Annotated in this window: 17 protein-coding genes and 1 pseudogene; 12 read left to right on the plus strand and 6 right to left on the minus strand. The window is 60.1% G+C overall.

Features of this window, described 5'->3' with window-relative positions:
- Nucleotides 1-31: 31 nt before the first annotated feature.
- Entirely contained in the window at nt 32-1,102 is a 1,071-nt protein-coding gene (locus tag ACG873_RS23185; protein ID WP_394887975.1) for a PGN_0703 family putative restriction endonuclease, read from the minus strand.
- 173 nt (nt 1,103-1,275) lie between these two features.
- Here ACG873_RS23185 and ACG873_RS23190 point away from each other — a divergent pair, with 173 nt between their 5' ends.
- Nucleotides 1,276-2,265 (plus strand): hypothetical protein, encoded by a 990-nt coding sequence (locus ACG873_RS23190; RefSeq protein WP_394887977.1) that lies wholly within the window; start codon nt 1,276-1,278, stop codon nt 2,263-2,265.
- 381 nt (nt 2,266-2,646) lie between these two features.
- Here the strand turns inward: ACG873_RS23190 and ACG873_RS23195 are convergent, their stop codons facing one another.
- Entirely contained in the window at nt 2,647-2,835 is a 189-nt protein-coding gene (locus ACG873_RS23195; RefSeq protein WP_394887978.1) for an excisionase family DNA-binding protein, read from the minus strand.
- A gap of 366 nt (nt 2,836-3,201) precedes the next feature.
- Here ACG873_RS23195 and ACG873_RS23200 point away from each other — a divergent pair.
- Nucleotides 3,202-4,400 (plus strand): annotated as a pseudogene (locus ACG873_RS23200) (IS256 family transposase).
- Between the two features lie 367 nt (nt 4,401-4,767).
- On the opposite strand, the gene ACG873_RS23205 reads toward ACG873_RS23200, so the two are convergent.
- The 3 genes from ACG873_RS23205 to ACG873_RS23215 form a co-directional block, all read right to left on the minus strand.
- Complete coding sequence (locus ACG873_RS23205) at nt 4,768-6,540, minus strand: adenylate/guanylate cyclase domain-containing protein (protein ID WP_394887980.1); 1,773 nt, start codon at nt 6,538-6,540, stop codon at nt 4,768-4,770.
- A 567-nt stretch (nt 6,541-7,107) separates the two neighbouring features.
- Nucleotides 7,108-8,118: a YihY/virulence factor BrkB family protein gene (locus tag ACG873_RS23210; protein WP_394887982.1), complete on the minus strand. Its 1,011-nt coding sequence runs from the start codon at nt 8,116-8,118 to the stop codon at nt 7,108-7,110.
- A 731-nt stretch (nt 8,119-8,849) separates the two neighbouring features.
- A complete protein-coding gene (locus ACG873_RS23215) occupies nt 8,850-9,872 on the minus strand; it encodes an aldo/keto reductase (RefSeq protein ID WP_394887983.1) in 1,023 nt (340 codons plus the stop codon).
- A gap of 42 nt (nt 9,873-9,914) precedes the next feature.
- Between ACG873_RS23215 and ACG873_RS23220 the strand changes: the two genes are divergently transcribed.
- From ACG873_RS23220 to ACG873_RS23255, 8 genes are all read left to right on the plus strand, one after another.
- The gene (locus ACG873_RS23220; protein ID WP_394887985.1) at nt 9,915-10,061 is read left to right on the plus strand and encodes a hypothetical protein; all 147 of its coding nucleotides are present in this window, start codon (nt 9,915-9,917) and stop codon (nt 10,059-10,061) included.
- Complete coding sequence (gene hxlB / locus ACG873_RS23225; protein ID WP_394887987.1) at nt 10,058-10,624, plus strand: 6-phospho-3-hexuloisomerase; 567 nt, start codon at nt 10,058-10,060, stop codon at nt 10,622-10,624. The genes ACG873_RS23220 and hxlB overlap by 4 nt, the downstream gene beginning before the upstream one ends.
- Nucleotides 10,625-10,629: 5 nt before the next feature.
- A complete protein-coding gene (locus ACG873_RS23230) occupies nt 10,630-11,367 on the plus strand; it encodes a creatininase family protein (protein WP_394887989.1) in 738 nt (245 codons plus the stop codon).
- A 465-nt stretch (nt 11,368-11,832) separates the two neighbouring features.
- Entirely contained in the window at nt 11,833-13,602 is a 1,770-nt protein-coding gene (locus ACG873_RS23235) for an adenylate/guanylate cyclase domain-containing protein (RefSeq protein ID WP_394887991.1), read from the plus strand.
- Between the two features lie 200 nt (nt 13,603-13,802).
- Nucleotides 13,803-14,792 (plus strand): methyltransferase, encoded by a 990-nt coding sequence (locus ACG873_RS23240; protein ID WP_394887993.1) that lies wholly within the window; start codon nt 13,803-13,805, stop codon nt 14,790-14,792.
- A gap of 399 nt (nt 14,793-15,191) precedes the next feature.
- A complete protein-coding gene (locus ACG873_RS23245) occupies nt 15,192-15,818 on the plus strand; it encodes a class I SAM-dependent methyltransferase (protein ID WP_394887994.1) in 627 nt (208 codons plus the stop codon).
- 101 nt (nt 15,819-15,919) lie between these two features.
- Nucleotides 15,920-16,309: a hypothetical protein gene (locus ACG873_RS23250; RefSeq protein WP_394887996.1), complete on the plus strand. Its 390-nt coding sequence runs from the start codon at nt 15,920-15,922 to the stop codon at nt 16,307-16,309.
- A 5-nt stretch (nt 16,310-16,314) separates the two neighbouring features.
- Entirely contained in the window at nt 16,315-17,160 is an 846-nt protein-coding gene (locus tag ACG873_RS23255; RefSeq protein WP_394887997.1) for a competence protein CoiA, read from the plus strand.
- Here ACG873_RS23255 and ACG873_RS23260 read toward each other — a convergent pair.
- Nucleotides 17,144-17,335: a hypothetical protein gene (locus ACG873_RS23260; protein WP_394887999.1), complete on the minus strand. Its 192-nt coding sequence runs from the start codon at nt 17,333-17,335 to the stop codon at nt 17,144-17,146. The genes ACG873_RS23255 and ACG873_RS23260 overlap by 17 nt on opposite strands.
- Before the next feature lie 726 nt (nt 17,336-18,061).
- Here ACG873_RS23260 and ACG873_RS23265 point away from each other — a divergent pair.
- Nucleotides 18,062-18,619, plus strand: a complete 558-nt coding sequence (locus ACG873_RS23265) for a hypothetical protein (protein WP_394888000.1) — start codon at nt 18,062-18,064, stop codon at nt 18,617-18,619.
- Nucleotides 18,620-18,833: 214 nt separating this feature from the next.
- The gene (locus tag ACG873_RS23270) at nt 18,834-20,387 is read left to right on the plus strand and encodes an adenylosuccinate synthetase (protein ID WP_394888002.1); all 1,554 of its coding nucleotides are present in this window, start codon (nt 18,834-18,836) and stop codon (nt 20,385-20,387) included.
- Nucleotides 20,388-20,395 lie beyond the last annotated feature (8 nt).

A 20,395-nucleotide genomic window follows, 5' to 3' on the forward strand; every position in this document is an offset into this window, starting at 1 on the left:
CGCGAAGCGCTCAACTCCTACGATGTGCCCGCTAATCAGCCATCGGTTGGGCGTTCAAAATGGCGTGCGGCGTCCAGTCATCAATGAGTTCATGGACAGGGCCGAAGTCGAGGTAGCGTTCGGTGATCTGCTTCGCCAACTCCGCCTCTCCGGCCTTGCCAATGGCGCTGGCAAAGTCTTCGACGCTCACCGTTCCGAAGGGAAGAACCTGAGCTTGTTCAGCCGAGAGATGCAAACGATACGCTTCGACCGCCGAAGCAATCTCCGCATTTTGATTAGGCGCAATCACGATGAACTGGCCGCGATCAAATAACCGCCGCTCGTGCACCATGCTGTAGCAGAGCGCGTGTTCGGCGAAGAACTGCCTCAACGGCGCTTGCTGGAGTTTGGGAGCGGTCGCATCGATGAAAAGGTTCGATCGTCCGGCCATGTCCATGTGTCGGGCCTTGACCGGCGTGGCATTTGCCGGCTGGCTCTCAGCGTACTTCACCTCAATGCCGACGAAGCCCGTTTTGCCGTCCTTACCCGTATACGCGATCAAGGCGTCAAGCGCGGTATGGTCCCCAGTATAGGCTTCATTGCCGCGTCCCGGAGAAGTTTCGAAAAAGACGCCATCGACCTGCTTCACGTCGATGGAAAAGAGCAACTTCATGATCGACTTGGCGAGGGTCGGATTCAGCTTGAGCGGGGCGAGCAGATTGAAGGCCAGCGCCGTGCTGCTCAAAAGGTTTTCCCAAGCCCGCGCCTCGTCGATGAGGGCGCCCTGTTCGCGATATGCGATTTCCATGCGAACGAGCTTCGCGATTGCAGGATTGAGATAGTTGAACCCGGCGCGTGCGGCTGTGCTGTCTAGTCGACTTCCGAGCGACATCGGCTCGCGATTGGCACGGGCATAGCTTCCCATAGTCCATCCGCGCCGCTCCCGCCATATGGCCTGGAGGAGCCGCGCACAGGATCGGAAGCGGGTATCGAGTGGCTCGTGCACAGAGAATCTCTCAAGAACGTCGATTGGCGGAATTGGCAGAGCCTTGTTCCGGGTTGAGACGTACATGGGCATTAATCCTCTACTCTCGGGGGAATTGAGGGTATTCGTGCAACCCATGCTGGTTTTTACCGATGAAAGCGCAAGAGATGTCTCCCAATAAATAGCGGAAGGGGCCTCTCAACCCTACACAGTACAGTCAAGCGTTGCGCTCGACATCAACCGGACCTTGTCCGCTGTCGTGCGCGTTCACTCAGCGGTCAGTGTCCTAATTCAGAGGTTAGGAGCTTACCATGAGTGTTTCCGCCCACCCCCTCAACTCCACTCCAGGAATCACTGACTGCAGTCTGGATGATCTTCCCCAGTGGTCGACGGCAAATTACTGTCCAGAATTGCCGGTCATCGATGAAGGCGACGATGACACCGAGGGATTTTCGCACCCGCTTCAGAAGGGTCCGAGCTGCCGCTTTCCACCTGAAGCCTTTGGCGTGCTATGGCTCCCGGTTCTGGGCGCTCCGGCAATTCAGCCCGGCAACTCGAGAAAGAAGGTAGCTACTGGAGCCTTTGGCCCCTCTCCCATCTCGGGGGCACAGTTGACGAACATCTACGACGGCCTGAACTTAGCCAACCAACTGGGAATGGTGATGAACTGTGAGTTCACGCTGGTCTTCGGCAAACTAGGCTGCCTGAGCGACGGCGACAGCCGTCGAGCTTTCAACCGCCTCCTCGATAGACTCAGAAGTTGGTGCCGGGAACGGGGGGCAACACCGGCGCACTGGTTCTGTTGGGAACGTTCGAAGCTTCAAGGGCTACATGTCCACATGCAGTTGCATGTGCCCCCTGAGCACCAAGTGGCATTCCGGGCGTGGGCGAAAGAAACTGCCAAGACGCTGCACTCACAGGAACCGGTCGAGTCCGATCAACCCTTTATAAAGTTACGGCGCGATGCGGAGCCCGGCAATCAATGGGCCTGGACGCGTTACATGCTCAAGGCGATGGACCCGGATTTGATATTTGTGAGCACGGGTATGTCGGCCAATCATGCCCTGGGCATCAAGGTGAGGCCAACAGGGCACATTCCTTGGAAGCAGGTTGGTATGTCGAGGTCGCTTGGCAACCATGCGCGGCAACGGCATCAATATGTGCGCCCCGAGTGGAGGGAAGATGATTATTTCCGCTCTGCGTGGTCCCGATGGTCGTTCGACCGCTACAAGGAGGCCATGGAAGGCAAAGGAATGTCTGACCTGATGAAGCTCATAAAAAATGGCGGCGGGGTCATATAGGTATCGCTCGAAAGACCGCCTCTGGCTTGGCTTTCCAGAGGCGGTTTCGCGTCGTTCTGAAGATAGAGGAGTCACAAGCCTTTGATTGTTCAGTCCTTTCAATGGCCCTTTGTGGTTGTGGTTAACGCGCTTTGGAGCGGATCTGGCGGGCTAATGGCAATTCGACCCACAAAGCGGCCCTTATTCTTGGTCGTAGTCCCCCGCGGCAGGGGGAGGTGACTCGGAGGTTGACCAGTATTTTTGTCTACGAGGTCTTGGATGAGAGATGAGGGGGATCGTAGGGAGATGAGGTTCTATTGGTACGATTGGTTTTCAGTGGCGACCTAGAGAGGTTTGGAGCCCAGATCGTCGTCAGGAAATTTATGACGAGATTTTGTTTCGTCAGGAAAGCGCTTGAAGCCATTCCAACGCGTCAGCAAGCTTGATAAGCCGCCGTTTTCCGACCTTGACGGACCTGAGCCGGCCAGCGGCAATCTCTTTATAGGTGAGAGATCGCCCGATACCTGCCCATCGGCAAAAGCCATCTATTGTCATGGCGGCAGGTCGTTCGAATTTCGGTTCGGCTTTCATTGTCTGATCCGTTCGGCTGTTGTTGCCTCCGGGTGTGATCGCCCAACCGCCAACGAAGAAATTAACAGTGACTTAGTCGCGTTCACGTCGATTGCATACGGCTTGCAGCCGCATAGCAATCATTCACCGCACTTCGCGCGTGGCCGCAATAATCCTACCTTGCAAGACGCCTGGTGGAGGAGGTCTCGGAAGGTAAAAAGGGCAGGCCCCGGTCGTGTCCCATGAGGTGGTGTAGCTCGGCGGTTTTGAGCCGCTCGCGAGCGCGCCGTTGATAGTGCTGTAGCGAGCGAGCGGCATCGAGGTGGTCATCGGCGCTTTCCGGTAGGGTCTGGTTGTTGACGCCAACCCAATTCGGAAGGACCACCGATGACCGACGACATGATGAACCTGCGCACGCTCGTGGAGAAGACCCCTGATGCCGATCTCTTGCGCGAGATGATCGGCTTTGCCGCCGAGCGGCTGATGGAGCTGGAGGTGGGTGCGGCCACCGGCGCCGCCTATGGCGAGAAGAGCCCGCTGCGGACCGCCCAGCGCAACGGCTACCGGGAACGCGACTGGGAGACGCGGGCCGGGACGGTCGAGCTGCGCATCCCGAAGCTCAGGAAGGGCAGCTACTTTCCGGGTTTCCTCGAACCGCGCCGCATGGCCGAGAAGGCGCTGACCGCCGTCATCCAGGAAGCCTACGTCCAGGGCATCTCGACGCGCTCGGTCGACGATCTGGTCAAGGCGATGGGCATGAGCGGCATCTCCAAGAGCCAGGTCTCGCGGCTGTGCGAAGAGATCGACGGCAAGGTAAAGGCCTTCCTCGAACGGCCAATCGAGGGCGACTGGCCATACCTGTGGATCGATGCCACCTATCTGAAGGTGCGCCGCGGCGGGCGTATCGTCTCGGTCGCCGTCATCATTGCCGTCGGCGTCAACGCAGACGGCCGGCGCGAGGTGCTGGGCATGGAGATCGGCACCTCGGAGGCCGAACCGATCTGGACGGAGTTCCTGCGCAAGCTGACCCGGCGCGGCCTGCGCGGCGTCAAGCTCGTCGTCTCGGATGCCCACGAGGGCCTCAAGAGCGCCGTCACCAAGGTGCTGTCGGCGACATGGCAGCGCTGTCGCGTTCACTTCATGAGGAACGTGCTGGCCATGCCGGCAAGAGCGGCCGCAGGGTTGTCTCGGCCTTCATCGCTACCGCTTTCGCTCAGGAGACCGCCGAGGCGGCGAGCGTGCAATGGCGCGCAGTCGCCGACCAGATCCGGCCCAAGGTGCCGAAGCTGGCTACGATCATGGATGACGCCGAGCCTGATGTGCTCGCCTACATGACCTTCCCGAAGGAGCATCGCGCCAAGCTCCACTCGACAAATCCCATCGAGCGTCTCAACGGCGAGATCAAGCGACGCACAGAGGTCGTCGGAATCTTCCCCAACGACGACGCCATCGTGCGCCTCGTCGGCGCAATCCTGCTCGAACAAAACGATGAATGGGCCGTGCAGCGGGCCAGATACATGACGCTGGAAACCATCAACCCGATGAGCGATGATCCCCTGATCAGCCTGCCAGCCGTGGCGCGCTGATCAGCCCGGCCAATGCCGGACAGCACGGCGACCAATGCCGGCAGCTACACCACGCCACGGGACACGATCCAGGCCCCTGACTCCCGACCGACGCCTTAGGGCTCCCCCACTATGTTTCGCGGCATGATTCGACAGCGCCACATGAGGACGCTAACCGTTGCTAGTGGTGAAAGCCTGACGCTTGGCACCCCTCGGAACGCCAAGGTTGGGTGGTGAGCAGTCGCCCGTTCTAACCAGCACGAACGAGCATCTTGCGCCAGAAGCCGTCACTCCGTAGCGAGCCCTTGAATGACCGCAATGGGGCCGGGAGCAGTAGGTCGGGTTGTGGTGCAGGGAAGAACGATAGCGGACGTCGATGCAGAGGAGCCTACCCCTTTGCCGTGGCGTCATTCGCAGCAGGATCTAAATTCGGCCGCTCGATCCCTTGCGTCTCAACATTGTAGACGCGAACGTGCCCTTCGAGGCCTTTGAACTGGCGAGTACCGAGGTCAACGATCGGCATGTTGCCAGGCAAAAGGCGCGTCACGGAATAATCGATAAGGATTTGTCGATCTTCAGCGGACGAACACAGCCTCGATGCCAAGTTCACGACATTGCCAATTGCGGTGTAGTCAGCGCGGGCCTCATAGCCAATTCGACCCACCGTTGCCCACCCCATAGCGAGCCCCATGCCGAAGCCAATCTCATAACCACGCTGCCGCCAGCCAGATATGAGCTCTTGTGTGGAATCCTGCATGTCGACAGCCATTTTTACGGCATGAAGCGCCGGCTCTTCACATGGAACCGGGGCGTTGACGAGGATCATCAATCCATCCGCCGAAAAACTGGTCAGCGTCACCTCATACCGGGTGATGATCGCGCCGAGCGCCTCGTAGTACTCACGCAAGAGCTGCATGATGTCCTCAGGCTCAGCGTGCGCCGAAAATGCGGTGAAGCCACGCAAATCGCAAAAAACAGCGACCACTTCCGCGCGCTGTCCGGCGAGCATTCTCTCGTCGCCAGCCTTTTCTACGAGCTCCGCCACCTGTGGTGCCAGGAAGCGCTTCAAACGCATCATTCGCTCAGCGCGGTCCCGCGATATGGCGAGTTCCTGCGCCATTTGGTTGAACCGCGCAGCCAGCCGCTCAAGTTCGTCTCCAGTGACAATGTTGATCCGGTGATCGAACTGTCCGGCACCGATCTTGAGGGCGCCTTCTTCCAGCAATCGGATGGGCCCGCTCATCCGTCTGGCAAGCCAATATGCGAGTACCGCCGCAAGGACTGTGGCGGGGAGCAACAACCAGCAGGTCCGCCACAATGAAGCGTATAGGGGTGCAAAAGCCTCTGCCTGAGACTGCTCGACAAATACCGTCCAGCCCGCCGCGGCAACCGGCGCGCCAGCGGTCACAACGCGTTCATTCTCGGCGTTGCGGCTTGCAATCGCAGTGCCGCCCGCGGCGGCGATCGCATCCCGCAATCCGCGCAGGGCCAACGCTGCTTTCTCGTCGGCGCCCTGCATCACTTTGCTGATCGCGGGGTGAGCGATGAGGTGGCCGGTCTGGTCGACGACAAATGCCTGGCCGCTGCGGCCCACGCGGATTTCGGACACGATGAGCCAGATAGGCTTCAGACTGATTTCGGCGATGACCGAGTTGACGACGACTGTATCGTCGTAATTGGCCATCGCCATGGTTATGGATGGTTCGGAACCCTGGCGATAAATGACTGGGCCGTACCAGACCTTCGCTGTCCTGGCGCCCACGACAGCGGGATCGCCTGAGCGATCCGCCCCGCCTTCCGTCCTGTTTGAGCCAGTGCGAGAGATGTGCAGCCGCTCCGCGCCGGTACCGTCGACAAGACTGATGCTGAGAATTCCCGGGACCTGGTGCATCGCTCGTACGACAAGGAGCCGAAGCTGTTTCACGCTGGCCTCGGTCGACCCGTCCTGGGGGATCGTGGAGCCGAGCGGAACGTTGATGCCGTCAAGAAAGCTCTCAATTTTATCGGCCGCCGATGTTGCCTCGGACCGCAGCAGGGCACTGAGGATCGCACGCTGGTCGACATAGCTGAACCACGTGTTGCTGATGCCACCGGCAGCCATTGGAAAAATGGCCGCCGCGAACAAGACTAGAAAATACTTCTGAAATAGCGATCGACGCATGGAAGCGGCTTTGAGATTGGAGAAAGGTCTCCCACATGATGCGACCCGACCATAAGTCGCGACAGCTCAGTCTCAGAAAGGTAACCTAAATTCTTGCGTCTTGGTATGGGCTGAGCCGTTCCCACTCATGGTCGAGTCTCGTGCCTTCCAAGGGGCTTGGATAGACGGGAATGTTTCCCTGATCGGGGAGAGTCGCAACCACGACCCTCAGCTTAATGGTGTCCGCTTCAGGGCAACGACGAACTTTGCCTGTTAGGCCGAAATGAGGCGCAAAGTGGACACACTCCAAGCGGGGACACACTTGTGTCGCCGACTGGCGCTGTGCAAAATTTAGAGCAGATGCGAGAATCCCGCCGCGCTGCCGGGTTTTCATTGCTTCGCCTTCATCGTTGCGATGAAGTTCAGCTCGTCTTCGATCGCCTCCTCGATGCCATGAATGCCTCAGCGGCTTCATTCATTTGTGACGTGTCCTGCGCGCTACGTCCCTTCGCGGCGGATAACGTACTTGGCCGACAAAAGATGCGAAGAAAAGTCCCGGTGGAGAGTTGGGCGTTGGCTTGAACTAGACTAACGATTTCGGCGGCGCAGCATTAACGAGCTCATCAACGCCGTCGCCCACGCGACTGCTACAAGAGACAAGACTATCAGACCATTTGTCGTGACGATTGTCCCTTTCGATTGAGTAGGAAGAGAGCGGGCTGGGCTCGACGCGCCAACCAAACTGGCCAAATCAGACCGACTGCCATATCGCACGGAATAGGCCCGAGTAAATTCTGCACCAAGCAGAAAAATTACCGATGAATAATACACCCAGAGCAGGATCACGAGCAGTCCGCCGGCCGCCCCGTATGAGGACGCAATCGCACTCGTCCCAATATACCAGCCGATGAGTGACTTGCCGAGCGTGAACAATGCCGCCGTCACCAAGGCACCGATCGCAACATCGCGCCATTTCAGGGTTCGGTCGGGTAGAACCTTATAGATGGCCGCAAACATCATAGAGATCAGACTAAAAGAAATGACGGTGTTGATGACGCTGAGGACAATTTCGCCGAACGGCAAATAAGTGTTGATACGGTCGCCCAACGCCGAGATCGCCGCACTCGCAATCAATGACACCAGCAACATGAAGCCCAGCGCCGCGACCAAACCCAGGCTAGCCGCACGGGCCCTCAGCAAATTTGAGACCGAACTAGAATTACTCTCTACCTTCCATATCGTGTTCAGCGACTGCTGCATTTCGCCGAAGACGCCGGAGGCGGTGACTAGTAGTGTGATCAATCCAATGAGTGTCGCCAGAGTCCCTGTTGATTTTCGCGACGCGCTCTCGATCGCCACCTGCAGAAGGTCTGCGCTTTGAGATCCCATGAGTCCGGAAATCTGGGCAGAGAGAGCCACTTGAGCGGCGTCATTGCCGAAAACAAGACCTGCGACCGCGATGACGATCAAGAGAATCGGCGCTAACGACGTAGCGGCATAGAACGCCATCGCCGCGCCATGACTGAGAGCATTGTCGTTGATAAAGCCGAGGACGCTTTCCCGCAGCAATTGCCAAGCGTCGTTCAGCGTGAGTGGCACCAGTCATCATCCGGTTTGATGCGCTCAGATATCTGCCGAACGGCAGGCGCGGAAAGAAGTTCCGGTCTGGCCTTAGCAGCACATCCCTGGCCACCGTCTTGGCTGCAGGATCGCTCTTGATCCAGCTCGGGACGAAAGGCTCCCCAACCAGTGCATTCCTATGCAACAGTCCCAAGGCGACCGGCGAAAAGGGCAAGGTGGGCAAAGCGCGCCATCGCAATCAGAGGCTCCTCCAGAGCGGGGCGGCCGAGCGTAAGCGACCGCAATCGAGTTCGATACGCCTATCCTTTAGGGAAGAGGATATCCTCAAATATGATCACACCAACAAACTCACCTTTGGCGGAACGGAACAAAGCTCGTTCTCGCCGGAGGCGCCCCAGTGAGCGCCCACTCGCGCAGGTCGATGTCTGCCACCGAAGGGCGAAGGAATAGTAGAGGGTCACAGCGTCACGTTGATCGCCGCTTGGCAAAGGCCTGCTTCGGATCCGACTCCAGCCGCTCCGCAAATGTCAGCTCAGGAGAAGCGCTGAGAATGTCAAGAAATGGCGCAAATACGTCGGCCAGCGTGGTCGCCTGGGAAGTCGGCTTTCAGGAAGCGTCAAAGGCACCCTCAATGGGCGCTATGGGGCGCTTTGCAGACCAGCGGCCTCGGGGACTTTCGTACGCCTGCCGGCGCCTGTTTTGATGCATGTCGTTATCCCAAAACCGCTGCGCACTTTTGGCGACATGCATTATGCCGTCGGCGCATCGGCGCGCATCAGCCCTTCCTTCTTGAGATCGGCCCAGAGTGCTGATGGCAGCTTCGCGTCGAGCAACGACCGGTTGCTTTCGACTTCGCTCGGCCGTTGGCCGCCCGGAATCACCGACACGACCGAAGGGTGCAGCAGCGGAAACTGCAGTGCCGCCTCGATCAGGCGTACGCCGTGACGTTTGCAGACGGCCTCGATGCGCGTGACGCGGTCGATGATGTCCTGCGGCGCTTCGGAATAATTGTAGTAGGCGCCGGGCTTGGGCCAGGTTGCTAGGATGCCGGAATTGTACGGCCCGCCGAGAACGATGCCGATGCCGCGCTTCTGGCACAGCGGCAGGAAGGATTGCAGCGCTTCCTGCTCCAGCAGCGTGTACCGCCCGGCAAGCAGGAAAAGGTCGAAGTCGCCACGCTCGGCAAGTGTCTGGGCAACTGGCCATTCGTTGATGCCGCCGCCGAACGCCTTGATGACGCCTTGGTCGCGCAGTGCGAGCAGCCCGTAATAGCCCGAGCGCATGAATTCGTCGATGCGTTGGTCCGAGGCCTCCTTGCTGCCATGGGTGAAGATGTCGACGTCATGCACGAAAAGGATGTCGATGCGGTCGACGCCAAGGCGTTCCAGCGAGGCTTCGAAGGAGCGCATGACGCCATCATAGCTGTAGTCATAGACCTCGCGGCGCGACGGCGTGTCGAAGAATTTGCCGATACCGGTGCGCTGATCCGGCGGGCAGGCGCGCATGATGCGGCCGACCTTGCTCGACAGCACATAGTCGTCGCGCTTTTTCGAGCGCAGGAACGGATTGAGCCGCGTTTCCGACAGGCCGAGCCCGTAGAGCGGCGCGGTGTCGTAGTAACGGCAGCCGACCTGCCATGCCGCCTCCAGCGTGGCATTGGCATCGTCGTCGGAGACGGCGCAGTAGAGGTTGCCGAGCGGCGCCGCGCCGAAGCCGAGTTCGGTGAACGCGATGCCGCCATTGCCGATGCGGTCGAAATGCCGTGTCTTCATGTCCTGCTGTTTCCTCACCTAGCAATTTGCCCCGACACTATCATGCCTGTGGCACTGCAAAAGCAGTTCGAGCCGTTGGATACGGATTTTCGCGGTGATAGCATGAGCAAAAACAAGCTGTTCGGGGAAAACGTGACCAAACAATCCAGACGGGTTTTTGACACCGGCAAGCTGGTGGGCCCGTCATGACGAATACTGGCACAAATCTGTTCGGTATCGCGCTCGACGAGCTTGGGAACGTGCTGGCGCGGATCGACGAGAGCCGCATCGACGCTGCCTGCGCCATGCTGGCCGGCGCGAACAAGATCGTCGTCTATGGCTGCGGCCGCGATGCGCTGCAGGTCAAGGGTTTTGCCATGCGGCTCTACCATCTCGGCCTGCCAGTGTCGGTGGTCGGCGACATGACCACGCCGCCGCTGGGCTCGGGCGATGTCTTTCTCGCCAGCTCCGGCCCGGGTGAGACCTCGACCGTGCTCATTTTGATGCAAGTCGCCCGCGATACGGGTGCGGCCGTGCTGCTGCTGACCGCGCAGGGCGAGAGCAGCGCCGCAAGGCTTGCCGACTTCACCTTGCTCATCCCGGCTCAGACCATGGCCGACGACCAAGGGCCGGAAAAGACGTCCGTCCTGCCGATGGGCTCGGTGTTCGAAGGCGCGCTGTTCGTTCTGTTCGAGGTAATGGTGCTGAAACTCAAGACATCGATTGGCATGTCGCCCGAAGCGATGCGCGCCCGCCACACCAACATGGAGTAGGCGCCATGCGCTACGAACTGATGCTGCCGCACCAGATCCGCAAGGCGATCGCCGAAAACTGGCCGGTCGCGCTCCCGCTCGGCGTGCTCGAATACCATGGCGAACACATGGCCGTCGGCATGGATACGCTGGCGGTGGTCAAGATGCTGGAGCTGTTCGAAAAGGAAGCCGACATCGTCATCCTGCCGCCCTTCTACTACGGCGCGGCGAGCTATGCGGTGGCGCCGCCGGAGGGCAATGGCTCGGTTCAGGTCGGCGGCAATGCGTTGGCGCCGTTCGGCGAAGAGCTGTTCTACAGCCTGCTGCGCATCGGCTTTCGGAACATCCACGCCATCATCCACCACCAGACCGAGAACTTTGCCGCCGGCATGCCGACCGATCTCGCCTTCAAAACCGCCGGCCGGCAGGCGATCTTCCGCTTCCTCGAGAAGGAGCGCGGCGAGGGCTGGTGGGGCTCGGAGACGATGGCAGGCTATTATGCGGAACAGGGCGCCAATTTCTTCAACTGGGTGCAGGTGCATCCGCTGATGCCGGCCACGATGAGCGGCCAATACCCGTTCGATCATGCCGGCATCGGCGAGACGTCGCTGATGCTGGCGCTATGCCCGGAAGCGGTCGACGCCGGCCACTTCGCCGACAATACGGGTTGGTACACGGCGACCGCCGCCGACGCCTCGGCGGAACTGGGGCAAAAGGGCGTTGCCATGATCCTCGATCATCTGCGGGCGATATTTTTAGCCTAATTTGGCATTACGCTCTGCCACGGATTGCCTCTGACTTACCGCCCGCTGCAAAATGTGCCATCTGGCCGTCATAGGCTCTTTTGAAAGCGGGAAGCGCTGCTCGATCGACGTAGGATCGTATTGCCGGAAAACTGCCGGCAGCCATAACCTTGGGTACCCGAAGTACGTCCGTCATCAAGATATCGGCGACGGAAAACTGTCCAGCGGCAAGCCACTCACGCTGCGCCAGCACAGCCTCCATCCTGAGCTGATGTCTGCTGACGGTTGACCAAGCTGCCACTGCGCGCTTCGAGACGCGCTCAATCGACTTTGTCACAAGCTTGGGTAGGAGGGCTCGCGCCTGCACCCCGGATACGAGGGTGAACAGATAACGAGCCTTGATCTCACCCACCGGCGCGCTGGAACACCGAACTTTCCTCCTTCCCTGTGGCTTCGTGTTATCATGACGACTGGGGAGATGGCTCGATGAGCGAGAACCGCAAGCTTGCCGCGATCCTGGCTGCCGACGTGGTCGGGTACAGCCGGCTGGCCGGCGCAGACGAAGATCGTACTTTGGCGAGGTTGCGGGCACTGCGCAGCGACCTGATCGATCCGACCATCGCCGTGCACAACGGACGCGTGATAAAGCGCACAGGGGATGGGGCGCTGGTCGAGTTCCGCAGTGTGGTAGACGCCGTGCGCTGCGCCATGGAAGTGCAGAATGGCATGGTCGAGCGCAATGCCGGCGTGCCGCAGGACCGCCGCATCGAGTTCCGGATCGGAATTCATCTCGGCGACGTGGTCGAGGAAAGCGACGGCGACCTGATGGGCGACGGCGTCAACATCGCCTCGCGTTTGGAGGGTGTTGCGGAACCCGGCGCCATCTGCCTATCCGAGGATGCCTATCGCCAGGTCAAGGCGCGGCTTGACCTCTCAGTCAGCGATCTCGGCAACACGCAGCTCAAGAACATCGCCGAGCCGATCCGGGTGTATTCGTTGCGTGTCGGCACCGCCGAGGCAAAGGCAACCGCGGCCTCACAGCCCGTGACGAGCCGGCTGGCGACGGAACTGCCGCCGAAGCTGTCGATCGCTGTGCTGCCCTTCGCCAACATGAGCGGTGATGTCGAGCAGGAGTATTTCGCCGATGGAATCACGGAAGACATCATCACGGCTCTCTCAAAACTGCCGCAGCTCTTCGTCATCGCCCGCAATTCATCATTCACCTTCAAGGGCAAGAACGTCCACGTGCAGGAGGTCGGTAGAAACCTCGGCGTACGCTACGTGCTGGAAGGCAGCGTCCGCAAATCCGGCAACAGGGTACGGGTCACCGCGCAGCTTATCGACGCAGCCTCGGGTGGCCATCTGTGGGCGGAGCGCTTCGATCGCGACCTGACCGACATATTCGCGGTGCAGGACGATGTCACTCAGCAGATCGTGGATGCGCTGGCCATCAACCTGACGGACGGCGACCGGCAGCGGCTGGCGCCCGAGCACACCGGCAATATTGAGGCGTATGACTATTTCCTGCGCGGCCGAGAGCTGTGGCACCGGCTGACGAAGGAGACGAACGTCGCCGCCCGGGACCTTTTGCAACGTGCAATCAAACTGGACCCGAATTTCGCCTCGGCCCACGCGTTCCTGGCCCTCACCCACGTACTCGACTACTTGAACGGATGGAGCCCGTCACCGCCGAATTCGCGCGAGCAAGCGGAAGAGCTTGCGACGCGGGCGGTAGCGCTGGATGATCGCGATCCTAGGGCGCACTGGGCGCTGAGCATCGTCGAATTGTATTCGCGACGGCACGACGTGGCCATCAGCGAGGCCCAGCGTGCGATAATCCTCAATCCGAACTTCGCTGAAGGGCACGTCAGCCTAGGCGAGGCACTGTATTACTCGGCCAGGGCCGGCGAGGCACTCAAGTATTTCGATCGGGCGAAGGTCTTGAACCCATATTTTCCGGATGTGCTATTGCACTTCCAAGCCTTGGCGTCGTTTCAACTGGGAAGGTACGAACAGGCAGTTGGCTTGCTGAAAGAGCGGCTGACCCGCAATCTCGTTACCGATGTCTCTCGCGCGCTTCTGGCTTCCAGTTACGGCCATCTGGGCCGTTTCGACGAGGCCCGGGCGGCTTGGCAGGAGATGTTGCGGGTCAATCCCAACTACTCCCTGGAATACCGTCGCAAAGTGCTGCCCTACAAGAACCCCGAGGATTTCGAGTTGGTGGTAGACGGGCTTCGCAAGGCCGGCTTGGTGTAATTGCGGACCAGGGCAATGCCCGGTTTCAACCCTCTGCAGCCACTCGCTCAAACGACCCGACTGCACTACCTTCCGGTCCTTCCGTGACAGTGTCTGAGCGAACCGAGGTTTTCGACAGCCACGTTGTGAGCCTCCAATTTGGGGAAGCGTTACCCTCGCTCCACTCTGCTAAACTGCGCTGCCACCGGAGGAAAAAGGCCATGCCCAGCCCGTCGCAACAGATCATAAGGCTAGGATTCGGGTTCGCCGTGTCACAGGCGCTGCGCGTCATGATCGAACTTGGCGTCCCCGATCTCGTGGCCGCCGGCGAGCAGTCGGTGGATGAACTGGCGGCTGCCACTCGGTCAGATGCTGACGCGCTTTATCGTGTCATGCGACTTCTCGCGGCTGAAGGGATCTTTAGGGAAGTATTGCCCCGTCATTTCGAGTTGACCGAGGTTGGCGCCGTGCTGCGCTCCGATCGACCGGGTCCCCGTGACTTCGTGCGTATGATCAACAGCGAGGCTTATCTTGCCTTCGAGCAGCTTCGGTATTCTGTCCGCACAGGAATGCCAGCCTTCGACAAGGTGTTCGGCAGCCCAAGGTTTGACTGGCTGTCGGAACACCCGGAGCAGGCTGCCTTGTTTCAGCGTGCCATGGTCGCCTTGAGCCAAGGCAGCAACGAGGCTGTTGCCGAAGCCTATGACTTCGGGCCGTTCACGCGGATCATCGACGTTGGCGGCGGACATGGTCAGCTTCTCTCGGCGATCCTGGCCCGCAACCCCCATTTGAGCGGCGTGCTTTTCGATCTGCCTTCGGGCGTCGCGGCAGCACAGCAGGGTGCCGGGGGCGACCTGCCGCGCACCGAATTTGTCGCCGGTGATTTCTTTGAGAGCGTTCCCAGTGGGGACGTCTACGTCATCAAGAAGGTCGTTCACGATTGGGACGATGGGCGTGCTGCAGCGATCCTGCGAAATTGCCGCAAGGCTATGCTGCCGAACGGGAGGGTGCTCGTGGCCGAGACGCTCGTGCCGCCGGGTGACGAACCGGACCTGATTAAAGAAATCGACGTGGTCATGCTCGCCGTCACCGGCGGCCTCGAGAGGACGGAGGCACAATATGCCAGCCTGTTCGACGCCGCCGGGCTACGGCTTGAACAAGTGATTCAGACCCAAGGACCCATTTCCATCCTTGAGGCGTCTCCGGCCTAAGACTGGATTGCTGTCGGGCAACCCTTGGGGAAGGCGAAGTCGAGCCACGGCCCCGACGTTCCAAGTTCCTTTCGGGAAGGACTGTGTTGGGTTGGCTCCTGATCCAGCGCGAACGGCCGCTATTGAGCGAATGACCATTAATGGCGCGACCACGACCTCCAGAAGGGTCGTCAACAATGTCCGCTTCCAGGCGGTGGCAAAGCTGCCCTCAACGGCCGAGATGGGCGCATTGCCGCCCGGCAGAATGGGCAATCGGTCGGTAGTGGCTCTGATCGCATTTCTGCTAAAGCTGGGAAGTAAATCGCCCGCGATGTCACCAACTGCCGAAAGTGTGAGGGCGCAATGGGCTGATGGGCCTCTCGCTCATCGGGCCTCTTGTCTCGAAGGAGGAGCGCTAGGATGAGCACCGACCGCGACACCGTGCAGTCCTATGATACGGTAGCGGCGGAGTACGCTGCCGAGGCCGCGGCGATGCCCGAATGGGTTGCGACAGAGATCGATGCGTTCGTGACCGAGCTGGGTGGCTCGGGCAGGGTGCTGGAGATCGGAAGCGGTGGCGGGCGAGATGCACTTGAGCTTGAGAAGCGGGGGATTAGCGTGCGGCGCACCGACATTTCGAAGGGTTTCGTCGAACTGCTTCGCGAGAGTGGCTTCGAGGCCGACCTGTTGGACCCACTGACCGAAGACCTGGCCGACCCGCAGCGTCCCGGCACGCCTTACGACGGGATCTGGGCCTGTGCCTGCCTGATTCACGTCGCGCGCGAGGATTTCGGCACGGTGCTTGGACGGCTTGCCGGGGCGACCCGGACCGGTGGCCGACTGCACGCCTCGGTTAGAGAGGGCGATGGCGAGGATGTGTCCACACACGGCAGCGCTGCAGCGCCTCGGCACTACGTCGAGACGTACTGGCGCGAGTCTGCCCTTCGGTCTGCACTCACAGACGCCGGCTGGATCGTCAGCGAAGTACGTCGGTGCATCGGAAAGCCCAATGATCGGTGGCTGAGCGTTCGGGCGAGTCGGGCGTGACGCACACAGACCTTGCGGAGAATGTCAGCATTCGGGATGCCTCCATGTTGTGCTACATCGAGACTCGCCGGCGGCGGCGACAGCGACAACGGTGGTAAGGCATGCTGGACATCGAGAAGGACACTGCGAAGAGGATCATCGACGCGCTGGCGGTCGCCATCGACGGCAAGCCCTCTTCGGCGAAGAGTTTCAATCAATTCCCCTACGAGGACCTCGCCGACTACGGCAACTGGGGTCAGGACAACAATGACTCGAAGAGGGACACACCGCGCACGCGGGCGCTGTTCATGGCCTACCTCGTCTTCTCCGGCGGACGTATCCCGCTGCGCGGCATCGAGATGCACGGGACCTATTTCCGGCCGGACGTCTGGGTCGCGGGTGCGCTCGTCAAGAAGGGCTACCTGATCGTCGACGAGAGCGCGCAGGAATTCGTGGTCACGCAGGACGGCTGGAGCTTCGTCGCTGACACGCTGGAAGTCCTCGGGAAATAGCCGCCATGCAATACGCCCTGGTCGATAGGGAACGGCGCGAGCCCTTTCCGGGCGGCAGAGGCGTCTGTACGACATGCGGATCGGCGATGATTTCCAAGTGCGGTCCGCGCATCATGCATCACTGGGCGCACTTCGGCCGCAGGATCTGCGATCCATGGTGGGAGAACGAGACCCCGTGGCACCGCGAATGGAAGAACAGGTTTCCCGAGGAATGCAGGGAGATCTCTCATATTGCGCCCGACGGGGAAATCCACCGTGCCGACATAAAGACCCCGTCCGGGATCGTTATCGAGGTGCAGCACTCGGCGATGACGGATGCGGAACGGCTGTCGCGGGAAGCCTTCTACGGGAACCTGGTGTGGGTGGTCGACGGTAGCGTCTTCAAGCAGAACTTCGACGTCTATCACGAACTTCCGGCTCCGGAGTCCGAGCTGGGTCAGGACCTAGTGTGGGAGAAAGCCGAGCGGCACATGCACGGCACGATCGTCGGGATGTGCGTACGGCTTTCCGAGTGCAGGCTTGAGAACCCGGAGGCGACGAAGACGCGCGGCCGGGGCGGGACCTGGCTCTTCATGCACGAGATCAGGCAGCAGGTGATCGAATCCTATCGAGGGCATCATCAATACGACTGGGTCCGCCCGCGCCGGACATGGCTGGATGCGACCTGTCCGGTCTACATCGACCTCGGCGGTGACTCCATGGCCCGGCTCGAGACCTATGACGAGTCCGGCCTCCCGTGCATCTACTGGGTGTGCAAGCGCAGGTTCGTCCGCGACGTGATGGCGAAGGCCGACGCACGAGCCGTTGCGGTCAGGGTCTTGCCCATTCCGGCCACTACCGACCGAACGTAGCCTCGAACGCGTCCGCGATCTGCTTCGGCAGCTCCTTCTCCACGATTGCGGGGACTTCCCCGCCAAAGTCCGCCTTCTTGTCGTAACCGACCCGGTTCACCTCGATGGCGATGGCCTCGATCCTGCCGTAGGCGTTGCGCGTGATCAGGCCCTGCGTTTCCGCGCAGGTGGTCATCAACCAGCCGCCGTTGGCCTCGATCAGCCGTTCAGTCTCGTGAGGGCGAAAGAGAGGCGTCGGACTAAGCGGTACCTAGGGGAGAACGATCTCAGGTGCCTGCCAAGTCTCGTTGGGGCCGCAAACGGACCGTCTGCTTTCGGCTCCCACACCGACGAAAATGACCTTCAGCTTTACCGGCTGAGGTCTTGAGCTGGGGGCCCAAAGCGGACGCTCGCTAGCAGCGAGTCTCGGGCGTATGGCAAAGATAGTTTATGTTCTAGCTTTGACGCCGCGCCCAACCCTCGCCCCCATCTTGCGCGGCATTGCTCTGCACTAATGACGGCGCAGGGCGGCGATCTGATCAAACAGCTTCACCACTTCCTCGACATCGTCGGGACTTCCGTCCCACACCTTTAGAGCGCTGCCAATTATGCGTGTAACGCTTTCGGTGCACTGTTCCCCCGGGAGCGCTACGCCCAGGAACGTGCATATTTGCACTACATTTGGATTTAGTGTTGCGAAGTTCCCGCCTAGTATGCGGCTGAGACGGCTGGGTTCGATTCCACTTAGACGTGCCACATTTGCAGCAGACAGGCACCGATCGGCCAGCGCAATTTTGAGGTCTCTCGCGATTCTTGATGCTTCTGCAGTTGTCAGCCTCATCCGTTTCGCATAGGGTAAAACTTGCAAATTTGCAAGTTTCATTGATCTGTGATGGCAGATCGTTAGTTTAGGGGTGTGGGCATGGCGTGGAGCAGGCAGCAGGTAACAGCGGTGAAGATTGATGTCGGGCCCTCGATCATGTTGCACAGCGGCGCCTGGCTGGACCTGCTCTCGCCCCATACCAGCGACTTTACCATCGAGGATATCGCCCACGGCCTGGCGCTTCAGTGCCGTTATGCGGGCCAGTGTCTCGACTTTTACTCTGTGGCCGAGCACAGCCTGCTGGTTAGCGACCTCGTGGAAGAGGATCCCTTGGCCGCTTTGCTGCACGATGCGGCGGAAGCTTTCCTTGGCGATATCACGCGGCCCCTCAAGCAGATGCTTCCGGACTACAGGCAGATTGAAACTGAGATGCAGCGCGCGATAGCTGAGCGGTTTGGCATTAGCACTCAGCCAAGTCCGGCAATCAAGCGGGCCGATCTGCGTGTGCTAGCCGCCGAGCAGGCTCAGATCATGCCGGCAGGCACGGACGAATGGGCTAAGCGCGATCGGATCGCACCCGCCTTAGTAAAGGTACGCTTCCTGTCACCCCGCGAAGCCAAGAGAGCGTTCCTTCGTCGATATCAAGCCTTGCAATAGACTGGCAGCAAAAAAACCGACTCAATCCGGCATCTCTCAGGGAAAAACCTTCGCGAGCTATGGATTGATTTGAAATCGGTGCGTATCTCTTCGACATGGAGAATCTGAGTCCTGGATCCGATCGGAGGCGGGGAAGGACTAAGACTGTTAATGGCGGGAGGTTGCACTGAATCCAATTTTCTTGGTGTCCGGTCCGCTTGCGGCCGGCAAGTCGATGTTTACCGAGCAATTGACGTCACGTTTCGACGCGAAACGCGTGTCCACACGGGCACTATTGCTACGCGCCAGCGACACCGATGATCGTGACGCACTGATCAAGCTTGGCGACAAGCTCGACATTGAGACCAACGGACAGTGGGTCCTTGATCAGTTTCTGGCTGAAACGAACGGGGCCCCGGCGGATCGGATCTGGCTGGTGGATGCGGTCCGGACGCTGGACCAGGTTAAACACTTCCGCGACAAATTCGGCGACAGAGTAGTTCACGTCCACCTCACTGCTCCCATTGGTGTGTTGCGCGAGAGGTACCTGGCACGCAAGGCGGAGATCCGGGAATTCAACAGCTACGACGAGGCACGCGAGCACGGGGCGACGGAAAGCAAGATCGAGGCGCTCGCGGAAGTCGCCAACGTGGTTTTGGAAACCCACCGTTCGAGTCCCCGATCGTTGCTGGCCCAGGCAACTGCGGGACTTGGGCTGTTTCCCCGGGAGGTTGCTCGGTGTGTCGACGTTCTGGTCGGCGCACAGTACGGAAGCGAGGGCAAGGGCAATATCTGCGCCTTTATCGCCAAGAACTACGATGTTCTCATGCGGGTGGGTGGACCCAATGCCGGGCATAAGGTCGCCGATCCCAAGTACGACTACATCCAGCTGCCCTCGGGCACGCAAAGTAATCCTGACGCAAAGATCCTGATCGGCGCCGGCGCAACCCTCTCAGTCAAACAGGTGCTCAAGGAGATCTCTGACCTCAAGCTCACGGAAGAGAGGCTGTCGATCGATCCGCAGGCCATCATCATCGAGGACAGCGACATCGAATGGGAAGCAGGCACCCTCGAGGTCATCGGCTCGACGAAAAAGGGCGTCGGAGCTGCTACGGCGCGAAAAATCCTGGGGCGAGACAGCAACGAGTACTGGGGCAGTAAGGTCCGCCTCGCCAAACACGTCGCGGAATTCAAGCCCTTCATCCGTGACACCAAAGTCGAGCTCGAGAAGGCTTATGCTGCCGGCAAGTCGGTGCTCCTCGAGGGCACCCAGGGAACCGATCTCAGCCTGCATCACGGTGAGTACCCTTTTGTAACCTCGCGCGAGACAACGGCATCCGGTTGCCTCGCCGATGCCGGCATCGCACCAATTAGGGTCCGACGGGTGATCATGGTCATGCGGACCTATCCCATCCGCGTCGGCGGTACGTCCGGGCCAATGATGCATGAGATTACGGTCGATGACATTGCCGCGCGGAGCGATATTCCTGCGGCGGACCTACACAAGATCGAAGTTGGCACTGTTTCCGGAAAGGAACGCCGCATCGCCGAGTTTGACTGGGAGCAGGTGCGACGCGCCGCCAGCATCAACGGGGTCACGGATATCGCGCTGACCTTCGCCGACTATCTCGGAATCGACAATCGCAAGGCGAAGACCTTCGACGAGCTCAACGCGACCACTAGGGACTTCATCGAGCGGGTGGAGAAGGTCACCAACGCCCGCGTGTCGCTGATTTCCAAGGACTTCGGGAAGGACGCCGTCATCATTGACCGGCGGCAGTGGAACTGAGGAGCTGC

The organism is Allomesorhizobium aridi (genome assembly GCF_043769475.1).
GTDB lineage: Bacteria > Pseudomonadota > Alphaproteobacteria > Rhizobiales > Rhizobiaceae > Allomesorhizobium.